We start from the raw sequence: 23987 nt of genomic DNA, 5'->3' as shown, positions 1-23987 counted from the left end.
AGCTTCAGGAGCTTTCACAAACTTTTCTTTCAGCTTCTTAAAAAAACTCATCGACTCATCCTTCCTAAGCTTCCAATAATTCCGGTGTTTCTTCTAATCTGACAGATACCAGTTTAGAAACACCTGATTCTTGCATGGTGACCCCATAAAGAACATCCGACTCTTCCATCGTTCCTTTTCTATGGGTAATGACAATGAACTGTGTCTTTGCACTGAATTCTTTCAAAAACTTAGCAAATCGATCCACATTCGCTTCATCCAATGCCGCTTCTACCTCATCCAGGACACAGAATGGGACAGGGCGTACACGCAGAATTGAGAATAACAGAGCGATCGCCGTCAATGCACGTTCTCCTCCGGATAGCAAACTCATGTTTTGCAGCTTCTTACCTGGAGGCTGGGCAACAATATCGACCCCCGTTTCCAACATATCTGTAGGATCTGTGAGCTGCAAATCGGCTCTCCCTCCACCGAACAAGGTACGGAAAACCTCACCAAATTCCGCCCGGATCTTCGTAAATGTATCTTCGAATTTCCGCTTCATTTCACCATCCATCTCATTGATCACGGTATGAAGGGTCTGTTTGGCTTCTAGTAAGTCTTCTTGCTGCCCTTTCAGAAATTCATAGCGTTCTTTAATCCGATCATACTCTTCAATAGCTCCTAAATTCACGGTTCCAAGCTCTTCGATGGCGCGTTTGATCAGTTTAACCTTTGTTGATGCTTCATCGACATCATCGACACCTGGATAGTCTCTCTTCGCTTTTTCAAACGTCATCACATACTCTTCCTGCAAATATTGAAGCATATTCTCAAGTTCTACATCCAGACGGTTGGCTTTGACTTCTTTTTGCTGCATATCTTGAATAAAGTTTTGATGTCTCCGCTTTAATTCTTTCAGCATCTGTTCTGCTTGTTGAATATCTCCAGCGAGTGCCTGGCGCTCTTTTCTCTTCATTTCGATAGACGAAACCGTTTCTTCTTTTTCTGTTCTCATTTTTTCTATTTGAGCCTGAATTTCATCTTCCGTTTGATTTGATTCTTTCACTTCCATCAGTTGTTGATAGGAGGCACGATTCCCTCGCAATTCCTGCTGTATCAAATCTTTTTCCTGCTGATACCGATCAGCTTTTTCTTTTTGGTTATTGACCGCTGACTCTTGCTCAGCTAGTTGAATTTGAAGCGTCTGCCTGCGTTCCTGCAAGTTAGCCTCATCTTCTTTCTGACGCTCTTTCGTTTTCGTAAGCTCTTCAATCTTCGTATTGGTAGAAACAAGTTCTCCCTCCAGGGTCTGAAGGGTTTCGTCAAGGTCTTTCAACTGTTGATCAGCGTGATGAGAATCTTGATCGTACTGGGCTTGATCTTGGTCGAACAATTGAAGCTGATCATTTAAATGATTGAGTTTCAATTGCACTTCCCGTTGATCAGACTGTTTTTCATATTCTTCTTTCTTTAATTCAGAAAGTCTCTCATTCCATTGTTCTTTTTCTTCTTCTTGTTCTGATAAGGTCGCCTTCAGTTTTTTCACTTTACTCTCCACATCCAACGCCTTTGCATCGTAAGCTACGATTTTCTCACTCAGTTCCTGCAGTTCCTTCTCTCTTGTGAACAAGGATTGTTTGGACTGTTTTTTCGCCCCTCCGGCCATCGAGCCTCCTGGATTGACGACGTCACCATCAAGCGTTACGATCCGATACTTTCGGTTTAACAAACGAGCGATTTGGTTCGCCTGCTCTAAGCCTTCAGCAATGACGATATGACCAAGAAGGTGCTGGACCGGTTTTGCATGAGCCTGATCATACTGGATAAGGTCAGCGGCTACGCCTACATAACCTTCCTGCTGAGCAAGCGAGGCACTGCCATGGACGGAACGAGGCTGGATCGATGTCAGGGGCAGAAAGGTAGCCCTTCCTTTATTGTTCGTTTTCAACCAGTGTATGGCCTGTCTTCCGGCTTGTTCGTCCTCAACGACAATGTGTTGGGCCTGCGCACCAAGTGCCGTTTCTATAGCTGTCAGAAGTTTCGTAGGGATATCGATCAATTCGAGTACAGCTCCATGTATTCCTTGCAGCTGACCTTTTTGAGAGGCTTTCAACACTTCACGAACACCATGGAAATAACCTAAAAAATCTTCCTTCATATCTTCAAGCATTTCTTTCTTCGAACGCATATTTTCCAAGTATTGATAGCCTTTATACAGCTTGTCCTGCCATTCCTGGTATGTCTGTTTATTTTTTTCGTATTTTTCATTCAATTGTTGGACTTGTTTTTCAAGTTCTTCCCGTTGCTTGGTCAGGCTTTCCAACTCGCTTGTCATACTTGTCAATTTTTCTTCAAGTTTTGTTCGCTCGCTTCTAAGATCTTTAAATTTATCGATTTGACTTCCTTTTTTGGAGTGAATTTGATCCAGTTGTTTTTCTAAAAGCTGTTTTTCGTTTCGTTTTGCTGCCTGCTTATTCAGCAATTCGATATAGTCACTCTTCAAGTCTTCTATCTCATCTTCAATAAGATGAAGATCCTGTTTTAATGCTTGAGTGGTTTGATTTAATTCTTGTTTCGTTTTTTCCCTTGTTTCTGTGATCTCTTTTAACTTTTGAGCTTCTTCTTCAGCAATTGCTTTTAAGTTCACCAATTTTTCAGAAAGATCCTCATAAGCTTCTTCCAATTTCGATTTGTTTTCTTCAAAGTGTTTATGCCGTTCTTTCATTAGTTGCTTTTTCCCCTCAAGATTTTCGAGGTCTCTCGTTAATTCAAGCAACTGAGCCTGCATGTTCTCAATAGAGGCATCAAGTCTTTCTATATGATCCCTCTGTTCTTTTAATGAAGACTCCTTCGTCTCGATCTTGTCACCCAAGTCTTTTTCCTGGCTTTTCACTTCTTCGAGTTCTTTGAGAATGCTTTCCCATTCCCCGTGGACCTGCTCAATTTGCGTGATCAATAGGGAGATCTCAACATTCTTCAGTTCGTCTTTTTTCTCTAAGTAATCTTTGGCAACAGCCGCTTGTTCTTTTAATGGTTCAAGCTGACCATCAATTTCCCATATGATATCTTCCACACGGTTTAGGTTTTCCTGTGTTTCCGATAATTTATATTCCGCTTTTTTCTTCCGCTGTTTATACTTCAGGACTCCTGCTGCTTCTTCAAAAATGGAGCGGCGATCTTCTGCTTTGGAGCTGAGAATCTCTTCTACTTTACCCTGGCTGATGATTGAGAAAGCTTCCCTGCCAAGACCAGAGTCCATGAATAGGTCTACGATGTCTTTTAAACGGCACGTCTGATTATTTATATAGAACTCACTCTCACCTGAGCGGTAAACGCGTCTTGTCACACTAACTTCCTGATAATCCAAAGGCAGTGCTTGGTTTGTATTATCAAGGGTCAAAGTCACTTCTGCCATATTTAGTGGAGCTCTACTCTCACTGCCAGCAAAAATGATATCTTCCATTTTACTGCCTCGGAGCGACCGGGCGGATTGTTCACCTAATACCCAACGAATCGCATCCGTTATATTACTTTTTCCACTACCGTTCGGTCCGACGACAGATGTTACTCCAGAAACAAAATCGACGGTCACCCGTTCGGCAAATGATTTAAATCCTATCGTATCTAATTGTTTGAGGAACATATTCATCCTCCTGTATTTTCACAAATCTTTCATTCACTCAACTTATATATTTTATCATAAAGAACGCCCCTACGGTAGGAACCGAAAGCTTCTTTTATCACACCCTGCTAAAATCTCATCACTCAACATAAGCTCCCGATTGTGGAAGACTCAGGTTCGAGATGTTCCCGGGGTTCGTTGCCTGGTTAAGCGTAAGGGGTGGCTGGGAAGCAACTCGCTTTCCTGTGGGGGAGTGGCGAGCTTCCTCGGGCTAATGCCCTGCGGGATCTCGCCGATCTCCTTTCTCCCACGGGAGTCTCGCAGCTTCCCAACTACCCCATTCGATGTAGGAGAGAACGAACCCCTTTACCATGTCGGATTGTCTTCCACTATCCCACTGTTAGAAGTATAAAGCGCTATGCATCAAGGTTTTACGTTTTGTGGAGCGGTTTATATAATCCACTATCGTTGATGATAAAAGCTAAACTTTTAGGTATGGTTTCGAGAGTCTTCCATTGCCGAGGGGCGGAGGGAAACGGTGAGACTCCTGTGGGAAGTGCGTGGTAGATGAGACCCCGCAGAGCGTTAGCTCGAGGAGGCTCATCACTCGCCCACGGAAAGCGAACCTTTTCCCGGAGCCCCTAAACCCCACAAAAGTCTCGAACCTGAGTCTTACAGAATCCTGCCATTTACTTTAATAAGTCATAATAGTAGCGAAGGGTTTCAAAAATCGTTAAAGTCCTTTATCATATGTAATATCGTAAATAACGAGCCTTAAAGGAGGATTCAATTTTGAGTTTACAAGAACCGAAGCAAGAAAACTTAGAAGTTATCATCAACGACATGGCAGAAAAACTACAGGTCGTGAACCGTTCCCTTATGGATCCAGAAGATTACGACCTCAATAAATACGAAGAAATTAAATCCCTTCATGATATCATCGAAATGAAAGGGCAATTGAGTGTTTCTGAAATTCAGGCATTTGTTCAGGAACTTGGTCAGTACAGAAAATAAATAACCTCTATTAAAAAAGACCGTTTTTCGAAGATTCTCTTCGGAAAACGGTCTTTCTTTCGTTGAATCATTAAAGAGTCAGATTATAAATGGGCTCCTTGATTCTGTAATGCTTGTTGAGCCGCTTTTTGTTCTGCTTCTTTCTTGGTTCGGCCTACACCGATTCCGCCGATGTCATCTTGTATGAGTACATGAGCGATAAACTCCCGGCTGTGTGCAGGTCCTCTCTCTTCAACGATTTCATATTCAATTTTACTGTTTTTATCCCGTTGAATGAATTCTTGTAGCTGACTTTTGAAATCCATCGCATGAGAAAAAGCACCTTTTTTCACTTTTGGATACACATACGTCCGTAAGAACTGTATGACTGCATCGTAACCCTGGTCTAAATAAAGAGCTCCAATGAACGCTTCAAAAACATCAGCAAGTAAGGCTGGTCGATTGCGTCCTCCTGTCAGCTCTTCTCCTTTACCAAGTAAAATCAGGTCTTGGAAATTCAGCTCATTTGCAAACTCTACCAATGAGACTTCACACACAATCGAGGCTCTAAACTTAGTAAGCTCTCCTTCAGCCATGTCCGGGAATTCCCGGTACAAATACTGAGAGACTCCTAGTTCAAGAACAGCATCTCCCAAGAATTCCAGCCGTTCATTATCCTCTCGATCGGTTTTCCGATGCTCATTCACATATGATGAATGTGTAAAAGCCTGTTCCAGTAACGAGATATTATTGAATTGTATATTTATCTTTTTCTGGAAACTGGAAAAATCATCCATAAATCACCTTGTCCTTTGCTATGAATTTCTTGAAAAATATAGGAAAGGCTGCCCGAAAAACGGACAGCGATCCTATTACGACTGGCTGCTTATGTAATTCACAGCGTCGCCTACTGTATTGATTTTCTCAGCTTCTTCATCAGAAATTTCCATATCAAACTCGTCTTCAAGCTCCATTACAAGCTCAACGACATCAAGAGAGTCTGCTTCTAGATCTTCTTTGAAGGAAGCTTCCATAGTCACTTTGGACTCATCTACATCAAGACGATCGATGATGATTTGTTTTACACGATCAAATGTTTCTGCCATTGGAACCTCACCTCCCTTCAGTAATTATAGTAATGTGTTCCCAAAAGCGCAAGAGGCTGTTTTTGCTCCGAACTCCACGGAAATCGTAAGCTCTTTGCATGAGATCGACTCGCGCTTAAGAACATCAACGTTCTTACATAACCATACCGCCATCGACATGGAGCGTTTGCCCTGTCATGTAGGCTGCATCTTCAGAAGCAAGGAAACGGACAACTCGTGCCACATCTTTTCCTTCCCCTAGTCGTTTTAGAGGTATCAAAGCAAGCATTTGTTCGCGCTGCTCCTCTGTAAGGGCATCTGTCATATCTGTAGCGATGTACCCAGGAGCTACGGCGTTCACTTGAATATTTCTAGCTGCTAATTCTTTTGCATTTGATTTGGTCATTCCGATGACACCAGCTTTAGCAGCGACGTAATTCGCCTGCCCAGGATTCCCTGAAACGCCTACAATCGAAGCAACGTTAATGATCCGACCATACTTTTGCTTCATCATCTGACGTGTCACTCCTTTTGTACAAAGGAAAACGCCTTTCAAGTTCGTATCAATGACAGAATCAAACTCTTCCTCTTTCATTCTCATTAACAGATTATCTTTCGTAATCCCTGCATTGTTAACAAGGATATCCAGACGGCCGAATTCATCGACGACTGTTTTCACCATTCGTTTGACATCTTCATCATTGGATACGTTGGCTTGTATCTTAATGGCAACGCCGCCTTGTTCTTGGATTTCCTGAACAACAGCTTGAGCTTTATCTTCGCTTCCTGCATAATTGACAGCCACTTTAGCGCCTTGTGCAGCAAGTTCAAGAGCAATAGCCTTTCCAATTCCTCTGGATGCCCCTGTAACAAGAGCCACCTGGTCTTGTAACATTACGATTCCTCCTTATACCAATCGATGAAGGCTTGCAGTGATTCTGGGTCCTGCACACTGAATGTCTTCATTCGACGTTTTACTTTACGGACTAACCCACTCAACACTTTCCCTTGTCCAACTTCTACGATAGCATCGACATCTTCTTCGACGAACGCCTCGAGAATCTGCTGAAACCTTACAGGTGAATAAAGTTGCTCTACTAGAAGTTTTTCAATCTCTTCCGCATCTGTCACCGGCGAAGCGGTTACGTTGGCATATACCGGGACGTTTGAGTCTTGAATCGACGTTTCAGATAAGTGATCAGCAAAATCATCACTCGCAGACTTCATAAGACGGGAATGAAACGGACCACTGACATTGAGCGGAAGCACACGCTTCGCCCCAGCCTCAGATAATTGTTGAGAAGCTTGTTCCACGCCTTCTTTCGTCCCGGAAATAACAATCTGCCCGGGACAATTGATGTTTGCAAGGTCCACAGCGAACTCCCCGTCAAAGTTACGTAAGACTTCTTCAATTTCCTCTTGAGAAAGACCAAGGACTGCTGCCATTGTTCCCATCCCTGTCGGATAAGCTTCTTCCATTAATTTTCCACGTACATGTACGAGTCGAACGGCCTCCATAGGATCCAGTGCGCCCGCTGAGACCAAGGCACTATATTCCCCAAGGCTATGACCAGCCGTCATAGCAGGAGCTACTCCCTCTTGTTGTAGAACTCGTTGAATGGCTATACTATTTAAAAGCAATGCCGGTTGGGCGTTTTCTGTTTTCGTCAATTCTTCCGAAGGACCTTCGAACATTAAACGAGTTAACGAATATCCAAGAGCTTCATCCGCTTCATCAAACAATTGTTTCACAGCAGGATAAGCCTCATACATCGTTTTCCCCATTCCTACTTCCTGGGACCCTTGTCCCGGAAAAACACATGCGATTCGTTTCATGATTCATCCTCCTCTTTCTCCATTTTAGAAAGTGTGGCCGATATTGTGTTTGTCACATCAAGCTCGATCATCTGACAAGCTTGACGGATCGCATTCAAAATAGCTCGGTCGTTGGAAGATCCGTGAGCCTTAATGACAGGGGCAGACAAACCGAACAAACCCGCTCCGCCATATTCACTATAATCCAGCTGATCTTTTAATTTCCGCAAATCATTTTTTGCTAAGCCAGCTGCAATCTTTGTTTTGAAATTACTCATGAACGTTTGCTTCATCATTGAAAACATCGTCATGGCTGTTCCTTCGATTGTCTTCAAAGCTACATTCCCAGTAAATCCATCTGTTACGACTACGTCAGCTACACCTTCCAGTAAGTCACGTGCCTCTACGTTACCAACAAAATGGATGGGTGCTTCCTTCATCAAGTCAAAGGCTTTCTTGGTCAAGTCACTACCTTTACCATCTTCTGTTCCGACGTTCAAAAGACCGACCCTTGGCCGTTCCATGTTGCGCACGTTTTCAGCATAGATACTTCCAATGACTGCATATTGCAGCAAGTGGTCAGGCTTCGCGTCCACGTTCGCTCCTACATCGAGCATAAGGAAACCTTTTCCGTCTGACGTTGGAAGGGTTGGGCTAAGTGCAGGCCTGTCCACACCTTTCATACGCCCGACGACAAACAACCCCGCACTCATCAAGGCTCCAGTATTGCCGGCGGATATGCAACCATCTGCTCGCCCTTCCTTTACTTCATTGGCCGTTAAAACCATGGAGGATTGCTTCTTTTTCCTTACGGCTCTCACCGGTTCGTCCTCCGATGTAATGACTTCTGTTGTATGTAATACGGACACGTTGGACTGTCCTTTTAAAAAAGGCTTGATTTGAGTTTCATCACCCACAAGTGTGATTTCCAACCCGTCAATGGTGTCCGCGGCCAGGACAGCCCCTTTTACGATCGCTTCAGGTGCGTTGTCACCGCCCATAGCATCAATGGCTAGCTTCATTCTCGATCCATCTCCTTCTGTTGGTTCGAACGATACATTTCAAACGTTCCTGCAAATACTTCTTCGTTTTCAACGTAACTATGCACACTCACGAGCGTCCGACCTTTTTCATCTTCCCCTTTGACCGTTGCTTTAGCTACCACACGTTCACCCAGCTTCACCGGACGTGTGAATGAGATCTCCGACTGTGCCGTAAGCGCAAGTTCATCATTGATTAATGCAACGGCGAGGGAGTTCGCCTGCGCAAATAAGTAATGCCCTCTTGCAATATGGTTTCTAGAGAAAACATGTTCCGGACGAATATCCAAAATGGAAATGGCACGATCATCCAGTTCTAAGTCCACGACTTCTCCGATGATTTCTTCGACCGGCAAAGCTTTCACCGTTTCGTTCCATTCTTGCGTTGCGACTGACTTGATCCTTTGCCGCAATTCCGGAATTCCAAGTTCCATCCGATCGAGCCGAATCGTCTGTATGCTGACCCCAAATGTCTTTGCTAGTTCTTCGTCTGTAATGAAGGGGGTCTGGTCTATTTTCGATTTCAATTCTTCCTGACGTACTTTTTTAGACTTCTTCATACGAATTCCACCGTTCATTTAGCCATAATATATCCACCTTATGACTAGGTACTAATAGTAATATATAATACCAAGTTCAATTACGCAAGGATTTGATTATGATTCCCTATTTTCTTCTACATAGTAATATCACACGCCATATCTTCGGTACCACAATCACGATACGCAACAAACTAGCAGGATTGTGGAAGACTCGATTTCGAGATGTTTGTGTGAGTGGATGGGGCTGCGGGGAATGACTCGCTTTCCGCGGGAGCGCGGTGAGCCTCCTCGGACTGCGTCCTGTGGGGTCTCACCAAGCACTCTCTTCCCGCAGGAGTCTCGGCATTCCCCTCCGCCCCTCTGCCATGGAAGATTCTCGAAATCACTTCTGGAACAATCAGCTTGAATGACTGAGGAGATTGAGGGAAGTGGATCATATAACCCCTCCACAAGCAGACATTCAGAATCTATAAGCTTGAATACAGAGCGCTTTATGCCTGCCTTAGGAGGGGAAGTGGGAGACACTCCCTCTAGGTAAAGGGGTTCGTTTCTCCTTACTATGAAAGGGGGGGTTGGGAAGCTGCGAGACTCCCGCGGGAATGGATTGGCTGGCGAGACCCCGCAGTGCGAAGCTGAACTGACCCCCTATTTCTGGACACTATGTAATTAAACAGCTTTCGCAAATTTTTCACGGTATTGAACTGGACTCATACGAAGTTTTGACTTAATCCTTTCGTGGTTGTATTCATCCATGAACACAGTCAGTTCTTTCTTAAAGTGATCAATACTCTCAAAGTCTTTATAATACAGGAGCTCTGATTTCATGATTCCAAAAAAGTTTTCAATTACCGCATTGTCGTGACAGTTGCCCTTCCGGGACATACTCTGCGTAACCCCAGTTTCCTTGAGTCGTTGACGGTATTGGGGCATTTGGTAATGCCAACCCTGATCGGAATGCATCAATAGGTTGTGATCCTCATCCAAGTGTTTGAGGCCCTTTTCTAACATTTCTTCGACAAGGGCATAGGTCGGACGGGTGCCAAGCGTATAAGAGATGATTTCACCATTAAAAAGATCAAGAATAGGAGAAAGGTATAGTTTCTCACCAAAGAGCTTGAATTCCGTAATGTCTGTGACCCATTTATGATTTGGTTTTTCAGCCTTGAATTCCCGGTTCAACAAGTTTTCAGCGACCTTACCGATTTTTCCTTTGTAGGATTTGTATTTTTTCATTCTTACTTGACTTTGAAGACCTAACTCTTTCATAAGGCGATATACCTTCTTGTGATTGACGAGAATGCCTTTATTTTGAAGTTCATTTTGAATACGGCGGTAGCCATATTTCATGTCCTTTTTATAATAGAGCTTTGTGATTTTGTCTTTTAAGTTCTGGTCGGGGTCTGGTTCGTGCATTCGCTTGATCTGATCATAATACGTGCTGCGGGAGATTCCGGCCACTTCCACTAGTTTTTTCACAGGGAAGGTATGCCTTAGTTCGAAGACCGCTTGGACTTTTTGCCTTTCGATTGACGGTTGTCTTCTTCTTCGACCAAGGCTCTCAACTTTTTTAAATAGGCGTTCTCCATTCGTAGGTACTCCAGTTCTTCCTCCATGGAATTGAATTTGGAAGGTTTTTCGTTTTTATTATTCTTACGGTGTGGCATAGGTTGATTCCCCTTTCGTTCAGACTCAAGGGCTTCCATACCACCATTTTCCCACTTGCGTTTCCACCTTCGGACCATGGAAAAGTCGGGAATGTGAAAGAGGGCGGAGACCTCACGAATGGAATACCCTTTCTCCTCGATAAACTGAATTACCCTCAGTTTAAAGGCCGAGGAATAGTTTGTATAGGGAAAGACAAACGCTTGGTCTCCATGGTATTCCACTAGTTTAACCCAATACCTTAAGGCAGAGGCGTCCACGTTGAGTTGGTTCGCAAGTTGATCATAGCTAATCGAATTTTTTAAGTATTGACGCACAGCCTGATGTTTTTCATCATTCGTAAATCTTTTCAAAATAAATACCCCCTTCAGGTTGGATATGTGTCCAACTATTGGGGGGCACTTCAAGCACGAGGAGGCTTGCCGTCATCCCCGCAGGAAAGCGAGTGGCTTCCCAACCACCCCTGACGCTCAACCAGGCAACGAACCCCGGGAACGTCTCGAAACTGAGTCTTCAAGAAAAGGGAGCGATACTTCATTAATTCTATCAGGAAATGAAAACACTCGGCTTTTGGGCCGAGTGTTTGTTTGGTTGGTTAGTCCAACACGTTACCGAGAAGGTGTTGGTCACTATAGACGTACTCTTTTAGAGCTTTGTAGCGTTCGTCTTTATCCAGGGTGTCATCCATAATCATTTCTGTCGCATCTTTTCTTGCGGTTTCAAGAGCGCGGTAATCATGAACCATGTCGCCAACCTTAAATTCAGGAAGACCACTTTGTTTTTTTCCGAAAAAATCACCAGGACCACGGAGCTTCAAATCTTGTTCTGATAATTCAAACCCATCGTTCGTTTCGGTCATGATCCTCATGCGTTCTTTCCCAACATCCCCTTTGGGGTCCGCGAGAAGGATACAGTAACTTTGATCGGCTCCACGTCCTACACGCCCTCTCAACTGGTGAAGTTGGGAGAGGCCGAACCGCTGTGCATCATAAATGACCATGACCGTGGCATTCGGTACGTTCACCCCTACTTCTACAACCGTTGTAGAGACGAGAATCTTTAACTCGTTAGTTGCAAACTGCTGCATGACGCTCTCTTTTTCTTCGTTATGAAGACGACCGTGCATCAAGCCAACGGATGTGTCCGGCTCAAAAACAGCACTAAGCTGATCATAGAGGTCAATAGCATTTTGAATATCAAGTTGGTCCGATTCTTCTATCAATGGACAAATGACGTAAGCCTGGTGCCCTTGGTCAATCTCTTTCTGAATGAAGCTCAACACGCGGTTAGTCATTTCTCCCTTGACCCAATACGTATCTACAGGTTTTCTACCTGCAGGCATTTCATCAATGACACTGACATCCATATCCCCGAATGCTGTAATCGCAAGTGTTCTTGGGATAGGTGTTGCTGTCATGAATAAAACATCAGGGGAAAGACCTTTATCCCTCAATGACCTTCGCTGTTCGACTCCAAAACGGTGCTGCTCATCGACGATCACGAACCCAAGGTTTTTGAAAACCACCTCATCCTGGATGAGCGCATGGGTCCCTACCAGAATGTCGATTTCCTCCTGCTCAACGGCATCTAAAATTTCTCTTCTCCGCTTTCCTTTAATAGACCCGGTCAACAAGGCAACCTTGGCACGACCTTCAAACATCTCTGTCAGCGAATGGTAATGCTGTTCCGCAAGAATTTCAGTCGGAACCATCAATGCTCCCTGGTGACCGGCTGTAATCGATGCGTAAAGAGCGATCGCCGCAACAGCTGTCTTCCCTGACCCAACATCCCCTTGAAGCAATCGATTCATTCTGTGAGGACTTTTCATGTCGTTTAGGATTTCAGCCAGCGATCGTTTCTGCGCAGAAGTCAATTCAAAAGGCAACGATTGAACAAATGACGTTAAGTGATCATTGTCATACGTTTGAACAATGCCTGATGTCGATTCACGGTTATGTTTTCTTAACAACTGCATTTTCAATTGAAATACGAGAAACTCTTCGTAAATAAATCGACGTTTTGCATGCTTCAGCATGACCCTTGTTTCCGGATAGTGCATTTGATTCAAAGCCTGCGGACGTTCAGGAAGTTTATACGCAAGAGCCAAATCCGGTGGAAGGATATCAGGAATATCATCACTGTAATCATCCAGGGCATTTTTAATCACTTTCCTCAAGGTGTTGAGGTTGACCCCTTCTTTCAACGTGTAGACCGGCTGAATAGGTTCCTGACTTTTGGACTCTCCTTTTTTAAACTGGCTGACCGTGATTTGGAGTCTCTGTTGATCCCATTTCCCTGTAACGGTTACCGTGTCCCCCTGATTCAACTGCTTTTTTGCAAAAGCACGATTGAACATGACGGCTTTCACGGCAAATTGATCAACTTGAAGGGTGAAGGTCAGCCTTGATTTCTTCCTTCCATAAAAACTCAATGCAGGTTCAGATACAATTTCACCTTCGATAGTTGCCTTCTCATTGTGCGTCAATTCGGTAAGAGGCTTCACTTCATAAGAGTCGTAACGGTGCGGAAAGTAGAATAATAAATCTTCCACTGTAAAGAGTCCCAGTTCGTTTAACTGTAATTGTAGTTTGTCTCCTACTCCTTTAACTTCACTGATCGATTGGTGCAGCACATCATTCACTCTTTCTTCAACGATATTCCGTACACTTTAGCTTCTAATTCACGCCCGGTTGGAGTAGCGGCAAGTCCACCCTGAGCCGTTTCCCTAAAGGCTGAAGGCATGCGCTGTCCAACTTTGTACATCGCATCAATAACCTCATCACAAGGAATTCGACTGGTTACACCTGCAAGAGCCATATCCGCAGCTACAACCGCATTAGAGGATCCCATCGCATTCCTCTTTACACATGGTACTTCTACCAGGCCTGCAACCGGATCACAAATGAGTCCAAGCATGTTTTTCAAAGTAATCGCCATGGCTTCAGCAGATTGTGAAGGGGTTCCTCCTGCCATTTCAACGATCGCAGCAGCTGCCATTCCTGCAGCCGAACCTACTTCTGCCTGACAGCCTCCAGCTGCTCCAGAAATGGATGCATTATTCGCGACCACAAAACCGAAAGCACCGGAAGTGAACAAATAACGCACCATTTGTTCACGCGTCGGGTTCAATTGGTTCTTCACAGCAAAAAGAGTTCCCGGCACACACCCAGCGCTTCCTGCTGTCGGTGTAGCACAGATCGTACCCATAGCTGCATTCACCTCATTCGTGGCAACAGCTTTACTGACTGCATCCATAAGAAGATGACCGGATAGCGGGGTATGGTTTTTCATGTAGTTTTGGATGAGTACCGCATCTCCTCCTGTTAATCCACTGTGAGATTTAACACCTTTCAAGCCATCTTCCACCGCTTTTTCCATGACATCAAGGTTTCTTTCCATTTGAGAGAACACTTGCTCCCTCGTCAGTTGTTTGACTTCCATCTCCTGACGAATCATTACTTCAGAGATTTGAATATTTTCACTTTCAGCTAATTCTACGAGTTCAGCTACATTTCTAAACATGTGACCTCTCCTTTCTTATTTTAATCCGAAATTTTAGCTACTTGTGTAATGTGATCCGCTCGTTCTAGTTCATCAAGGATCGCATTGTCAATGTTCTGGTCCACTTCAATGACCATCAATGCTTGTTCTCCCTGACCTTTACGGGACACTTCCATGCGTCCGATATTGATTTCATTTTTCGCTAGAATGGCTGTTGCCGAGGCAATCGCACCATAACGGTCATTGTGAATAAGGAGGATAGCTGGATGACTTCCAGATAAACGGAGTTCAAAACCGTTCAATTCTGTAATTTCTGCTTTTCCTCCACCGATGGAAATGCCGACTAATTCGAGCTCTCCATCGTCATCACCAATTTTGACTCTCGCAGTGTTTGGATGATCTGTATGAGCATCCTCTTCATGAAATCTTATCTTCATTCCATTGGCCCTTGCCGTAACGAGAGAGTGACTGATTCGTTCATCATACGTTTCGTAATCGAGCAACCCACCTATGATAGCTACATCGGTACCGTGACCTTTATACGTTTTCGCGAAAGATCCATATAAATGGATATGAGCATATTTAGGCTCCCTTCCAAACAGGTGGCGTGCTGCACGCCCAATCCTGGCTGCCCCTGCCGTATGGGAACTGGATGGCCCAATCATAACGGGGCCGATAATATCGAATACAGAACGGAATTTCATGAGAATCACCTTCCCTTTTCATCTATATATAAAGAAAGAAAACGCTTTCTACTATATTATAATCCTTTTACATCTTAACACAAACTGTTGTTCTACACCTCCTTTTTTACAAAAAACGAACATATGAGGTTGATAGATTTATCATTTGCGAGTAAAATAAACGTTTGTGGGTTACTCGGTAACCGGGCGGGAGAGGGATAAATTTCATAGAGGAGATTCCAATGCTCAATCAGCATCATCAAAAAGTGAGCTGGAAGAAAGAAGGATTGGCTGGACTGATTGGTTATTTCACTACCGTATACATTGTAGCTGTAAACAGCCAAATTCTTCATAGTGCAGGATTGCCGCTTGAAAGCGGAATGATTGCAACGATTCTTGCCAGTGCACTCGGCTGTTTGATCATGGCCATATACGCCAATGCGCCTATGGTTCTCATTCCAGGAATGGGTGTCAACGCACTGTTTGCCTACTCCATTGTTGAAGGTTCAGGATTGACTTTCCAAGAAGGGCTCGCTGTTGTATTCATCGCTTCCCTCATCTTTCTAATCACGGCCTTTACGAAACTTGGAGATTGGTTGAAACATGCGATTCCCGCTTCCTTAAAGCATGCGATTACTGTTGGTCTTGGATTGTTTTTGACTTTGATCGGTTTAGAGAAAGGTGGCCTTGTTGTCAGAGGGGAGCACTCTTTGATTACTCTCGGAAACCCTTCTTCTGCGATTGTCATTACAAGTATCCTCACATTGTTTATCGGGATTTTTCTTTTCACTAGAAATGTTCCTGGTAACTTCCTGGTGACAATGATTGCAGGAACGATCATCGCTCACTTCACAGGAATCTTAGGTGAACGAGGGGATACTCTCGCACTGAGCGAACAATCCTGGATCTTCATGCCGGACTTCACGAGCGTGACTCAATTTGGGTTTTGGATGGCTGTTTTCCCACTTGCGATCGTTCTCATCTTTGAGAACATGGGACTCATCCACGGACAGTTGGATATGCTTGATCAACAAAGCAAATTCAAAAAGTCCTACCAAGCCTCTGCCTTTTCAGCGTTAAGTACTGGATTCCTCGGTACATCACCGACGGTATCTTCAGCTGAAAGTGCAGCTGTCATTGCATCTGGAGGAAAATCAGGTCGAGCTGCACTTACTATGGCCGTCCTTTTCATAGGTACAATCTTTTTGATTCCTTGGATTTCAATGGTTCCATCTACCGCCATCGCGCCTATTCTTATCATCGTCGGTGCGCTGATGGTACAGAACATCAAAGAAATTCCATTGGATCAATTATCCGAAGCCATGCCAGCTTTCCTGATCATCGTGATGATTCCATTCACCTACTCCATCGCTGATGGAATGGCTTTCGGTTTTATCGCGTATCCAATTGTAAAGTTCGCAATCGGTAAGCAAAGAGAACTATCGACGCCTGTCGTACTCATCGCCATGGTCTTTCTCATTGAATTTATCATGCGCTCGCTTGGTCATTGATTTGGCTACAGCGCACTTACGCTGTTAACGTACAATCAATGGAAATACCATAAATCCCGTACATCAATGATGTACGGGATTTTATTGTACCTTCCACCTCAAAATAATGGTTAACTGACAACATTCCACCTGTTGATTACTCGCATACAAAAGGATTTTCAACCGGTCTGGATTATACTCTGCCCGAAACGGGGATTTCACACCAGAACTACGAATCAATGTATCTACTTTGGATTGATCCGATTCCTGAGCAGCCCCCATCACTTCATTGGCATATTCATTGGAATGGCTTATTTTCCTGACTAGATTACCAGCATCATCCATTAATGCTTCCATTTTAGAGGCGGACTGCACAAAAACGTCCTCGTTCACTTCAGGAAACACACGAGGATACGGTTGATAAAAAAATGGATGATAATGGGTCGGATATACAACGGGAACATAACAAGGCACCCACACGACATACATACAAAAACCTCCCGGCTCCATCCTTCAGTACCTTTCCTGCTTCACGACAAATCATTATTAAATATATGTACCTCCCAAAATTTCAGAAGCCTCAACCTCTCTCCCCCCTCTTTCACAAAAGCTCCCTTTTCTTGAAGACTCAGTTTCGATTCCTTTGTTATGCGTTTAGGGGCTCCGGGAAACAGTTCGCTTTCCATGGGGCGGGCGGTGAGCCTCCTCAGGCTACGCCTTCCGGGGTCTCACCTGTCCCACACGTCCCATAGGAGTCTCACCGTTTCCCTCCGCCCCTTTACCATAAGAGAATCTCGAAACTATTTCCTGGATAAGCTGCTTTACTTACAAGAAAAGAGGAGGAAGTTAACTTCTATGGCCTCTAATCTGAACACAAAGCATGGTATTAAGCTCATTATGCCTACAACACTAAGGTAGTAGAGGAAACCCCTCCCTTTACGCAGGCATGAAAGGCTATTTATCGATCTTTTATGCCCTGAACCCCCGATGTGAAGAAGTTTTTATTCTCCTTCTAATCATGAATAAAAGCTGATTGTTCCAGAAGTGATTTCGAGAACCTTCCCTGGCAAAGGGGCGGAGGGGAATGGCGAGACTCCTGCGGGAAAAGAGTGCAGGGTGAGACCCCACAGGACGCAGTCCGAGGAGGCTCACCGCGCTCCCGCGGAAAGCGAGTCATCCCCTGAAGCCCCTACTCACAGCACAAAAGTCTCGAAATTGAGTCTTCAACAATCCTGCCATTTAGTTGAAAAATTACATCCGAAGGGGGCCCAATAAAAAAAGCGTCCAGAAAAAATTCTGGACGCTTTTTTTGAGGTGAATTATTGATCATCAACTTCTATAACCTTGATGGTCGAATTGTTCTTCGGAAATACGATCGTAAGAACGCCACCTTTAAACGATGCACTGCTTGCTGCGTCAGCGACTTCAAACGGGAGGGTGACCACTCGTTCTTTTTGACTGAAAGACTGTGAGCGGTTGTAATAGACAGCATCTTCATCTTTCACTTCCCTGAGCTGACGTTCGTCAACACGGATTCGAAGTTGTCTCCCGGAGCGATCAATGCGTATTTGCTCGCGTTGCACATTCGGAAGATAGGCTTCCACAGCGACATCCCGATCTGTTTCAAATAATTCGACCGGAATGGTGGATTGTTGAAAGAAATCATGCACATGTTTGATGGATTCATCAAAAAATGAATCGAACGCTTTCACGATGTCACGAAAGCTTTGGTCAAATAAATCCGGCAATTGTTTATGTTTATCATCCATAATTTTGCACCTCTTTAGCATAAAGTCTCCACTACACCTTATGCTACGTGCCTAGTTTGGTGACAAATCACGAATGGAAATCCAGACCGGAGTCTACGGCTTTTACGTAGCCTTTACGGATAACAAAATCTCCGAATCTTTCATTCTCTTCCCTTTCCCGAGCGTAATGGAAGAGAAGCGGTCTTAATTCCTTTAATATTTCCTCCTCTCCTATATTTTCACGGTACAACTTATTCAATCGTTCTCCTGCAAACCCTGCCCCTAAATACAGGTTGTATTTACCCGGCGCTTTTCCGATAAAACCGATTTCTCCGAGTGCCGGCCGGGAACACCCATTCGGACACCCGGACATACGGATGACGATTTCTTCATCCTTCAAACCAGCTTCATCGAGAACCACTTCTAGATGGTCTATCAAACTCGGCAAATACCTTTCTGATTCAGCCATGGCCAGCCCACAAGTAGGCATAGCTACACAGGCCATAGAATTTCTTCTTAGCGCTGAGTTATGATTCCCATCAGACAGCCCGAACTGTTGAATGATCGCTTCCACATCCGGTTTATTTTCCTCGTCCACCATAGAAAGGGTAACGTTCTGGTTGGGAGTCAGCCTGAACTCTCCATAGTTCTGTTCAGCAATCCTTCGCAGTCCTTCTTTTAATCGATAATCCCCTTCATCTTTGATTCTCCCATTTTGAATGAAAAAGGTATGATGCCAGCTTCCATCCTCTCCTTTCATCCAACCATAACGATCGCCATTATGATCAAATGTGTACGGTTCAGCATTCTGTAATTCCCATCCTAGTCTTTGGTTCAACTCTTTACGGATCCCGTCCACACCTAAACGATCAACCGTGTATTTGAAACGGGCATTTTTTCTGTTGGATCGATTTCCGTAATCCCGCTGAATGGTCACAATTTTTTCGGCTACTTCTACTCCTTTTTCTGGTGGACAAAAGCCCAGGACGCGCCCTAATTGAGGATAGGTGTTCTCATCTCCGTGGGTCATCCCCATACCTCCGCCTACCACGACATTAAAACCGAGGAGTTCTCCGTTTTTTTCAATCGCTATGAACCCGAGGTCCTGAGAGAAGACATCTACGTCATTGGAAGGAGGAACGGCGACTCCGATCTTAAATTTACGGGGCAGGTAGAAGGGCCCGTAAATCGGCTCTTCTTCCGCTTTCCCATCCAGAACCTTTTCTTCATCAAGCCAAATCTCATGATAGGCTCTCGTCTTCGGCAGTAGATGTTCGCTTATTTGTTTTGCAAACTGATAGACATCAGCATGGTAGGCCGACTGCTCTAGATTTACGTTTGCCATAACATTACGATTGACATCCCCACATGCGGCGATAGAGTCAAGCAATGCTTCATGCATCGTCTGAATGCTTTTTTTCATGTTCCATTTCAAGATCCCGTGCAGCTGAAACGTTTGTCTTGTTGTCAGTTTCATCGTTCCATTCCCATATTCGTCCGCCAATGCATCCATTGTCAGCCATTGATCCGACGTGGCTACACCTCCAGGAAGACGGACACGGACCATAAATTGGTAGGCAGGCTCTAGCTTTTGCTTTTTCCGTTCTATCCTAAGATCTCGATCATCCTGCATGTAACTTCCGTGAAACTTCAGCAGTTTCGTATCATCCTCTGGAATACTTGCACTGATTGGGTCTTGAAAACTCTCCACAAGACTCCCCCGCAAAAAACGACTGTCTTCTTTGATCCTTTCCATATCATCAAGAGGACCTTCAGGCTTTACGTTATTAGTATCAGTCACTATATTTCCGCTCCCTTCCTTTTAGTACACATCCCTTTGGTATCGTTTCGCTTTTCTCATATCTTTCAAGTAATCTTCCGCTTCCTGTTCGCTATGATCTCCTTCTTCTCTTATGATTTGCAGGATTGTCTGATGAACATCTTTGGCCATATGTTTTTCATCGCCACAAACATAAACATAAGCACCGGATTCTAACCATTCATAGATTTCTTTCTTATTCTCAAGCAGCCGGTGCTGAACGTACACTTTTTCTGGTGAGTCGCGGGAGAAAGCGACATCCATTTTCGTCAACACCCCTTCTTTCAACCACCGCTGCCACTCCACTTGGTATAAGAAATCTGTGACAAAGTGCTGTTCCCCAAAGAATAACCACGATTTCCCCGGGGCTTCCATCTCCTCTCTGTCTTCTAAAAATGAACGGTACGGGGCAATACCTGTGCCCGCTCCAATCATGATGATCGGAACATCTGGGTCAACAGGCAGTTTGAAATTTTTGTTCTTTTGAACGTATATAGACAGACGATCACCAACTTCTGTCCTTTCCGCACATTGTCCTGAGCAGACCCCCGTTCGCTTCCGGCCATTGGAATCGTATCTTACTGTACCGATCGTGAGGTGAACTTCATCAGGATTGGCTTTTACACTACTTGCGATCGAATATAGTCTTGCTGGTATTTTCCTTAAGATGCTGATAAATTCTTCCGCCCCTGCTTTCCATGGACCATAATCTCTGACAACGTCCAAAAGATCACGCCCATACACATAAGCACTGCTCTCCTCACTCGAAGCGACCAGTTGTTTAAAGCCTTCGTGATCGGTCAAGTCCGCTAATTTTTCCAGTAAAGGCTTCGTTAGTTCCGTTATCTCATAATGGGTAATTAACGCTTCCCGTAATGCCCGGACTTCCCCGTCCTTGTTTACGACCACAGACAATTCCGGATCCCAATCCATTTCTTTGATCAGCTCATCCACAAGTGTTTCATCATTTTCAGGGTAAATCCCGAGACTATCCCCTGGTTCGTAGTGAAGATTCGATCCTTCAAGGTCGAGCTCCAAATGGCGCGTCTCTTTATTCGAACCGCGTCCGTTCAAATTGATATTCTCCAATACTTCCGCTTGAAATGGTAGTTTCTTAGAAAAAGCAGGGCGATCTGTTTCAATCGATCGATCTTCTACGGTTTGTATACCCTTTTCTGCTTGATCACCTAGTTTTTCTTGAACTCCCCTCCACCATGATTCAGCAGCTTCATCATAATCGAGGTCGCAATCAACACGGGGGTGGAACCGCTCAGCCCCTAGTTCCTGCAGCCGTTCATCGAACTCCTTTCCAGTCTGACAAAAGAACTCATAAGAGCGGTCACCGAGAGCAAGGACAGAATATCGAACTCCTTCCAACTTTGGTGCTCGCTTACTGAAAAGAAACTCATGGAAAGAGAGCGCATTGTCCGGAGGATCCCCATCTCCGTGTGTGCTTGTTATGACGAGCAGATCTTGCTCGTTTTTTATGTTCTTCGCTTTGTAATCATCCATATCCAAACATTTAGCTTCAAAGCCTCTCTCTTTTAAAGTTGCTGTAAAATCTTCTGCCAGGGCCTGACAGTTTCCTGTATGTGATCCATATAAGAGTGTCACCTGCCGGGTAGTCACAGAGCTCTCATTTCCTTGTTGCTGCTTCGGGGACTGAATGGGCGACGTTTGTGCTGCCGCTAAAAATCCGCTCAACCATATTTTCTGTCTGTCGTCCATGGTTAACAGCAGACGGTTCAACTGATCTGCTTGTTCTTGATCAAAAGGACTGTTCTTAACTTCAAGATTCAACTTTGACACCTCCATATAAGTCACTAGTGGTCCACCAACTGCCGATGAAAATACCGGTCAAGTTCTACAACCATCGCCCCCATTTTTGGTCGTGCTGGTTCAACGACCGATGAAATTCCACGGTCATATAAAGCTTTGGCTGTAATCTTTCCAACAGCTACTGCCTGGACATGCTCACGGAAAGCTCGCAATAAATGGTCCGTGCTTTCATTTGCCTCCCATAAATTTTTCACCTGTGTTTTACTAGTGAAGACCACCGCATCCAACCGGCCGGTTGAAATGTGGTCGGTGATCTCTTCAACCACATTCCGATCAGGCGGCAGGAACCTGTATGGGTTAGCCTGGTAAACGTTGTATCCTTTAGCTTCTAACTGTTGGATCAACATTTTTTCATCTTCATTATAGGTTTGAAGGAAGATCGTGAAGTTTTCCTTTTCCTTTACGACAGGGACCTGTGACAACAGATCATTCATCGTTCCATCTGCAGCCAAGACATCAGGAGTAAGTGAATGTTCTTTTAACCAATCCATCGTTTTCGAGCCACGGATGGCCAGGGATTCTGCTTGAAGTTTTTGAATAAATGGTGTGTCCAGGCTTCCTTTTTCCGCTGCATCAGCTAGCGTCCGCACTCCTATTCCCGTCGTTAAAATGACCCACCTGAATGACTGAGCGAGGTAGTCTTCGACATGGGTGAAGGAGGCTTCTTCATCCAATACCTGCTCCCCTTGAAGCGGAAAAACCAAAGGTTGACCTCCCAGGTTTGTAATTAATTTTGCAATTGCGTCCGATCGGCGGTCAGCTGCTATCCCGATCTTTTTCCCTTTCAACCCTGCCAAACCATTCCACCCCTTTGTTATGTAAATCTGCTTTAATTCTCCTCTGTTCTTTTCGTTCTGAATAAGAAAGGTTCAGTATTTTTTCTAAATATACATCTTTGTCTTCTTTAGATAACGATGATCTCTTCAATGATTGTCTGCATTCATATAAAAAATCTATATATTCCTCAAAGGATGGCGGAAACCGCTTTTCCCATTCTCCCAACAATCGGGCCGCAAGTTTCGGACTTGCCCCTTGTGTGGTGACAGAAACATTGAGTTTCCCTCTCGAAAATTGTGCAGGAAAGTGAAAATTCCCACCGTCTCTTCCATCTGCTCGGTTTACAAGGGGGACCTCCTTTGCAAGAAGTGCAATGCTGTCGTTTGTCTCTTTTTGATCTGTAGCAATGACCAAAAGAAAAACACCCGTGAGATCTCCAGTCTGAAAACAACGGTTCACCCATCGGATCTCCCCCTTTTCGAGCACCTTCTTCAAATGACTCGTAAGTGTAGGACTGACAATCGTTATCCTGGCCTTTTCGTTCTCCAGTACTTCTGCCCTTTTCTCCGCTACTTTACCGCCTCCAATGATCAGGACATTTTTTTGTTTCAAATCCATGGATAGAGATATCACAGCCTGCGCTCCTCCTTCGTACAGAAAGCTTCCTCCACACGATCGACGACTGCCTGCACCATGTTTGGATGATCATACAAATAACCCGTAAGGTAGACGCTGTCTCCTTTCTTCCTTGCGGTTTGTATACTTTCTAACAATGAATCATAAAGCAGCCCTGTAAACCACAAGTATGGAACAACAACCGTTTTAGGGAATGTAGCCAATGATGTCTCAAACGCTTCTGTGAAACGCGGAGTGAGAGCAGCAAGGTAGCAGGTTTGGATTTGTTGGATCCCATAAATCTCCTTTAATTCCGAAGCAATCGTTTCCATGGATCTTTTGGTATCTGGATGCCTGCTTCCCCTTCCAACAAGCAGAACATTTGTAGTTTCATCAAGCTCCGTCGGCAGTTCTTTCAAGCGATCCACCAATACATCGGTGACGCGTTTCTGCACGCCGAGGGTTTGGCCATAGACGATGGAAATATCCGGATAAATCTCCTCAGCTCTCGCAATTTCATTAGGAATATCTTTGAAATAGTGCCCTGCACTCAATAACAAGACAGGAATGATGACGATTTCTTCTGCCCCTTTTTCTACAAGTGTCTGAATGCCTTCCAACATATCAGGATCAGCCAGCTCGAGAAAACAAATATGATAGAGTTCCACATTTACTTGGCTCTGTACTTGGGTCAAAAAATGGATCGCTTCATTTTTTGTTTCTTTTTTTCTACTACCATGACTGACATAGAGGATCGCTTTCATCTTCCCTCTC

Annotated in this window: 20 protein-coding genes; 2 read left to right on the top strand and 18 right to left on the bottom strand. The window is 44.4% G+C overall.

The features are described 5' to 3' along the window. Positions 1-64: 64 nt before the first annotated feature. Positions 65-3625 (bottom strand): chromosome segregation protein SMC, encoded by a 3561-nt coding sequence (gene smc / locus ACXACN_RS04410; RefSeq protein WP_474962619.1) that lies wholly within the window; start codon positions 3623-3625, stop codon positions 65-67. A gap of 771 nt (positions 3626-4396) precedes the next feature. Between smc and ACXACN_RS04405 the strand changes: the two genes are divergently transcribed. Continuing rightward, positions 4397-4618 (top strand): DUF1128 domain-containing protein, encoded by a 222-nt coding sequence (locus tag ACXACN_RS04405; protein ID WP_474962618.1) that lies wholly within the window; start codon positions 4397-4399, stop codon positions 4616-4618. Positions 4619-4701: 83 nt separating this feature from the next. Here ACXACN_RS04405 and rnc read toward each other — a convergent pair whose 3' ends face one another. The 10 genes from rnc to sdaAB form a co-directional block, all read right to left on the bottom strand. Further along, entirely contained in the window at positions 4702-5394 is a 693-nt protein-coding gene (gene rnc / locus ACXACN_RS04400; protein ID WP_474962617.1) for a ribonuclease III, read from the bottom strand. 75 nt (positions 5395-5469) lie between these two features. After that, on the bottom strand, positions 5470-5703 hold the full coding sequence (acpP, locus tag ACXACN_RS04395; RefSeq protein ID WP_474962615.1) for an acyl carrier protein: 234 nt from the start codon (positions 5701-5703) through the stop codon (positions 5470-5472). Between the two features lie 133 nt (positions 5704-5836). Further along, positions 5837-6577: a 3-oxoacyl-[acyl-carrier-protein] reductase gene (gene fabG / locus ACXACN_RS04390; RefSeq protein ID WP_474962614.1), complete on the bottom strand. Its 741-nt coding sequence runs from the start codon at positions 6575-6577 to the stop codon at positions 5837-5839. Continuing rightward, positions 6577-7518 (bottom strand): ACP S-malonyltransferase, encoded by a 942-nt coding sequence (fabD, locus tag ACXACN_RS04385; RefSeq protein WP_474962613.1) that lies wholly within the window; start codon positions 7516-7518, stop codon positions 6577-6579. The genes fabG and fabD overlap by 1 nt, the downstream gene beginning before the upstream one ends. Continuing rightward, on the bottom strand, positions 7515-8519 hold the full coding sequence (gene plsX / locus ACXACN_RS04380; RefSeq protein ID WP_474962611.1) for a phosphate acyltransferase PlsX: 1005 nt from the start codon (positions 8517-8519) through the stop codon (positions 7515-7517). Before plsX ends, fabD begins: the two co-directional genes overlap by 4 nt. Continuing rightward, positions 8516-9097: a transcription factor FapR gene (gene fapR, locus ACXACN_RS04375; protein ID WP_474962610.1), complete on the bottom strand. Its 582-nt coding sequence runs from the start codon at positions 9095-9097 to the stop codon at positions 8516-8518. Before fapR ends, plsX begins: the two co-directional genes overlap by 4 nt. Before the next feature lie 648 nt (positions 9098-9745). Continuing rightward, positions 9746-11094, bottom strand: a protein-coding gene (locus tag ACXACN_RS04370; protein ID WP_474962608.1) for an IS3 family transposase whose coding sequence is annotated in 2 segments (ribosomal slippage) — positions 9746-10603 and positions 10606-11094 — 1347 coding nt in all. Because the reading frame shifts where the segments join, the coding sequence is not laid out codon by codon here. 242 nt (positions 11095-11336) lie between these two features. Continuing rightward, the gene (gene recG, locus ACXACN_RS04365) at positions 11337-13373 is read right to left on the bottom strand and encodes an ATP-dependent DNA helicase RecG (protein ID WP_474962607.1); all 2037 of its coding nucleotides are present in this window, start codon (positions 13371-13373) and stop codon (positions 11337-11339) included. A gap of 5 nt (positions 13374-13378) precedes the next feature. Beyond that, positions 13379-14263, bottom strand: a complete 885-nt coding sequence (sdaAA, locus tag ACXACN_RS04360; protein ID WP_474962605.1) for an L-serine ammonia-lyase, iron-sulfur-dependent, subunit alpha — start codon at positions 14261-14263, stop codon at positions 13379-13381. A 20-nt stretch (positions 14264-14283) separates the two neighbouring features. Further along, entirely contained in the window at positions 14284-14946 is a 663-nt protein-coding gene (gene sdaAB, locus ACXACN_RS04355; RefSeq protein WP_474962604.1) for an L-serine ammonia-lyase, iron-sulfur-dependent subunit beta, read from the bottom strand. Positions 14947-15167: 221 nt separating this feature from the next. Here sdaAB and ACXACN_RS04350 point away from each other — a divergent pair, with 221 nt between their 5' ends. Then, positions 15168-16436, top strand: coding sequence for an NCS2 family permease (locus tag ACXACN_RS04350; protein ID WP_474962603.1), 1269 nt, complete (start codon positions 15168-15170; stop codon positions 16434-16436). 81 nt (positions 16437-16517) lie between these two features. Here ACXACN_RS04350 and ACXACN_RS04345 read toward each other — a convergent pair whose 3' ends face one another. The 7 genes from ACXACN_RS04345 to ACXACN_RS04315 all read right to left on the bottom strand — a co-directional run bounded on the left by ACXACN_RS04345 (position 16518) and on the right by ACXACN_RS04315 (position 23977). Then, on the bottom strand, positions 16518-16904 hold the full coding sequence (locus ACXACN_RS04345) for a YuzC family spore coat inner layer protein (RefSeq protein WP_474962601.1): 387 nt from the start codon (positions 16902-16904) through the stop codon (positions 16518-16520). 830 nt (positions 16905-17734) lie between these two features. Beyond that, positions 17735-18184, bottom strand: a complete 450-nt coding sequence (locus ACXACN_RS04340) for an Hsp20/alpha crystallin family protein (RefSeq protein ID WP_474962600.1) — start codon at positions 18182-18184, stop codon at positions 17735-17737. 67 nt (positions 18185-18251) lie between these two features. Continuing rightward, entirely contained in the window at positions 18252-19964 is a 1713-nt protein-coding gene (cysI, locus tag ACXACN_RS04335; protein ID WP_474962599.1) for an assimilatory sulfite reductase (NADPH) hemoprotein subunit, read from the bottom strand. A gap of 21 nt (positions 19965-19985) precedes the next feature. Next, the gene (locus ACXACN_RS04330) at positions 19986-21782 is read right to left on the bottom strand and encodes an assimilatory sulfite reductase (NADPH) flavoprotein subunit (RefSeq protein WP_474962597.1); all 1797 of its coding nucleotides are present in this window, start codon (positions 21780-21782) and stop codon (positions 19986-19988) included. Between the two features lie 23 nt (positions 21783-21805). Next, positions 21806-22618: a uroporphyrinogen-III synthase gene (locus ACXACN_RS04325; RefSeq protein WP_474962596.1), complete on the bottom strand. Its 813-nt coding sequence runs from the start codon at positions 22616-22618 to the stop codon at positions 21806-21808. Beyond that, a complete protein-coding gene (locus ACXACN_RS04320; RefSeq protein WP_474962595.1) occupies positions 22578-23231 on the bottom strand; it encodes an NAD(P)-binding protein in 654 nt (217 codons plus the stop codon). The genes ACXACN_RS04325 and ACXACN_RS04320 overlap by 41 nt, the downstream gene beginning before the upstream one ends. After that, entirely contained in the window at positions 23228-23977 is a 750-nt protein-coding gene (locus ACXACN_RS04315; protein ID WP_474962593.1) for a sirohydrochlorin chelatase, read from the bottom strand. Before ACXACN_RS04315 ends, ACXACN_RS04320 begins: the two co-directional genes overlap by 4 nt. Between the last annotated feature and the right edge of the window lie 10 nt (positions 23978-23987).

The organism is Halobacillus sp. AWM4_238 (assembly GCF_056158265.1).
The sequence above is the reverse complement of the archived record's forward strand: the minus strand, read 5'-3'. Positions and strand labels throughout refer to the sequence as shown.

Excerpts from the sequence above, each read along its gene's own strand:
- fapR (WP_474962610.1), bottom strand. The coding sequence starts at position 9,097 with ATGAAGAAGTCTAAAAAAGTACGTCAGGAAGAATTGAAATCGAAAATA.
- ACXACN_RS04340 (WP_474962600.1), bottom strand. The coding sequence starts at position 18,184 with ATGGATGATAAACATAAACAATTGCCGGATTTATTTGACCAAAGCTTT.
- ACXACN_RS04315 (WP_474962593.1), bottom strand. The coding sequence starts at position 23,977 with ATGAAAGCGATCCTCTATGTCAGTCATGGTAGTAGAAAAAAAGAAACA.
- plsX (WP_474962611.1), bottom strand. The coding sequence starts at position 8,519 with ATGAAGCTAGCCATTGATGCTATGGGCGGTGACAACGCACCTGAAGCG.
- fabG (WP_474962614.1), bottom strand. The coding sequence starts at position 6,577 with ATGTTACAAGACCAGGTGGCTCTTGTTACAGGGGCATCCAGAGGAATT.
- smc (WP_474962619.1), bottom strand. The coding sequence starts at position 3,625 with ATGTTCCTCAAACAATTAGATACGATAGGATTTAAATCATTTGCCGAA.
- acpP (WP_474962615.1), bottom strand. The coding sequence starts at position 5,703 with ATGGCAGAAACATTTGATCGTGTAAAACAAATCATCATCGATCGTCTT.
- fabD (WP_474962613.1), bottom strand. The coding sequence starts at position 7,518 with ATGAAACGAATCGCATGTGTTTTTCCGGGACAAGGGTCCCAGGAAGTA.
- ACXACN_RS04345 (WP_474962601.1), bottom strand. The coding sequence starts at position 16,904 with ATGTATGTCGTGTGGGTGCCTTGTTATGTTCCCGTTGTATATCCGACC.
- rnc (WP_474962617.1), bottom strand. The coding sequence starts at position 5,394 with ATGGATGATTTTTCCAGTTTCCAGAAAAAGATAAATATACAATTCAAT.
- ACXACN_RS04350 (WP_474962603.1), top strand. The coding sequence starts at position 15,168 with ATGCTCAATCAGCATCATCAAAAAGTGAGCTGGAAGAAAGAAGGATTG.
- sdaAA (WP_474962605.1), bottom strand. The coding sequence starts at position 14,263 with ATGTTTAGAAATGTAGCTGAACTCGTAGAATTAGCTGAAAGTGAAAAT.
- sdaAB (WP_474962604.1), bottom strand. The coding sequence starts at position 14,946 with ATGAAATTCCGTTCTGTATTCGATATTATCGGCCCCGTTATGATTGGG.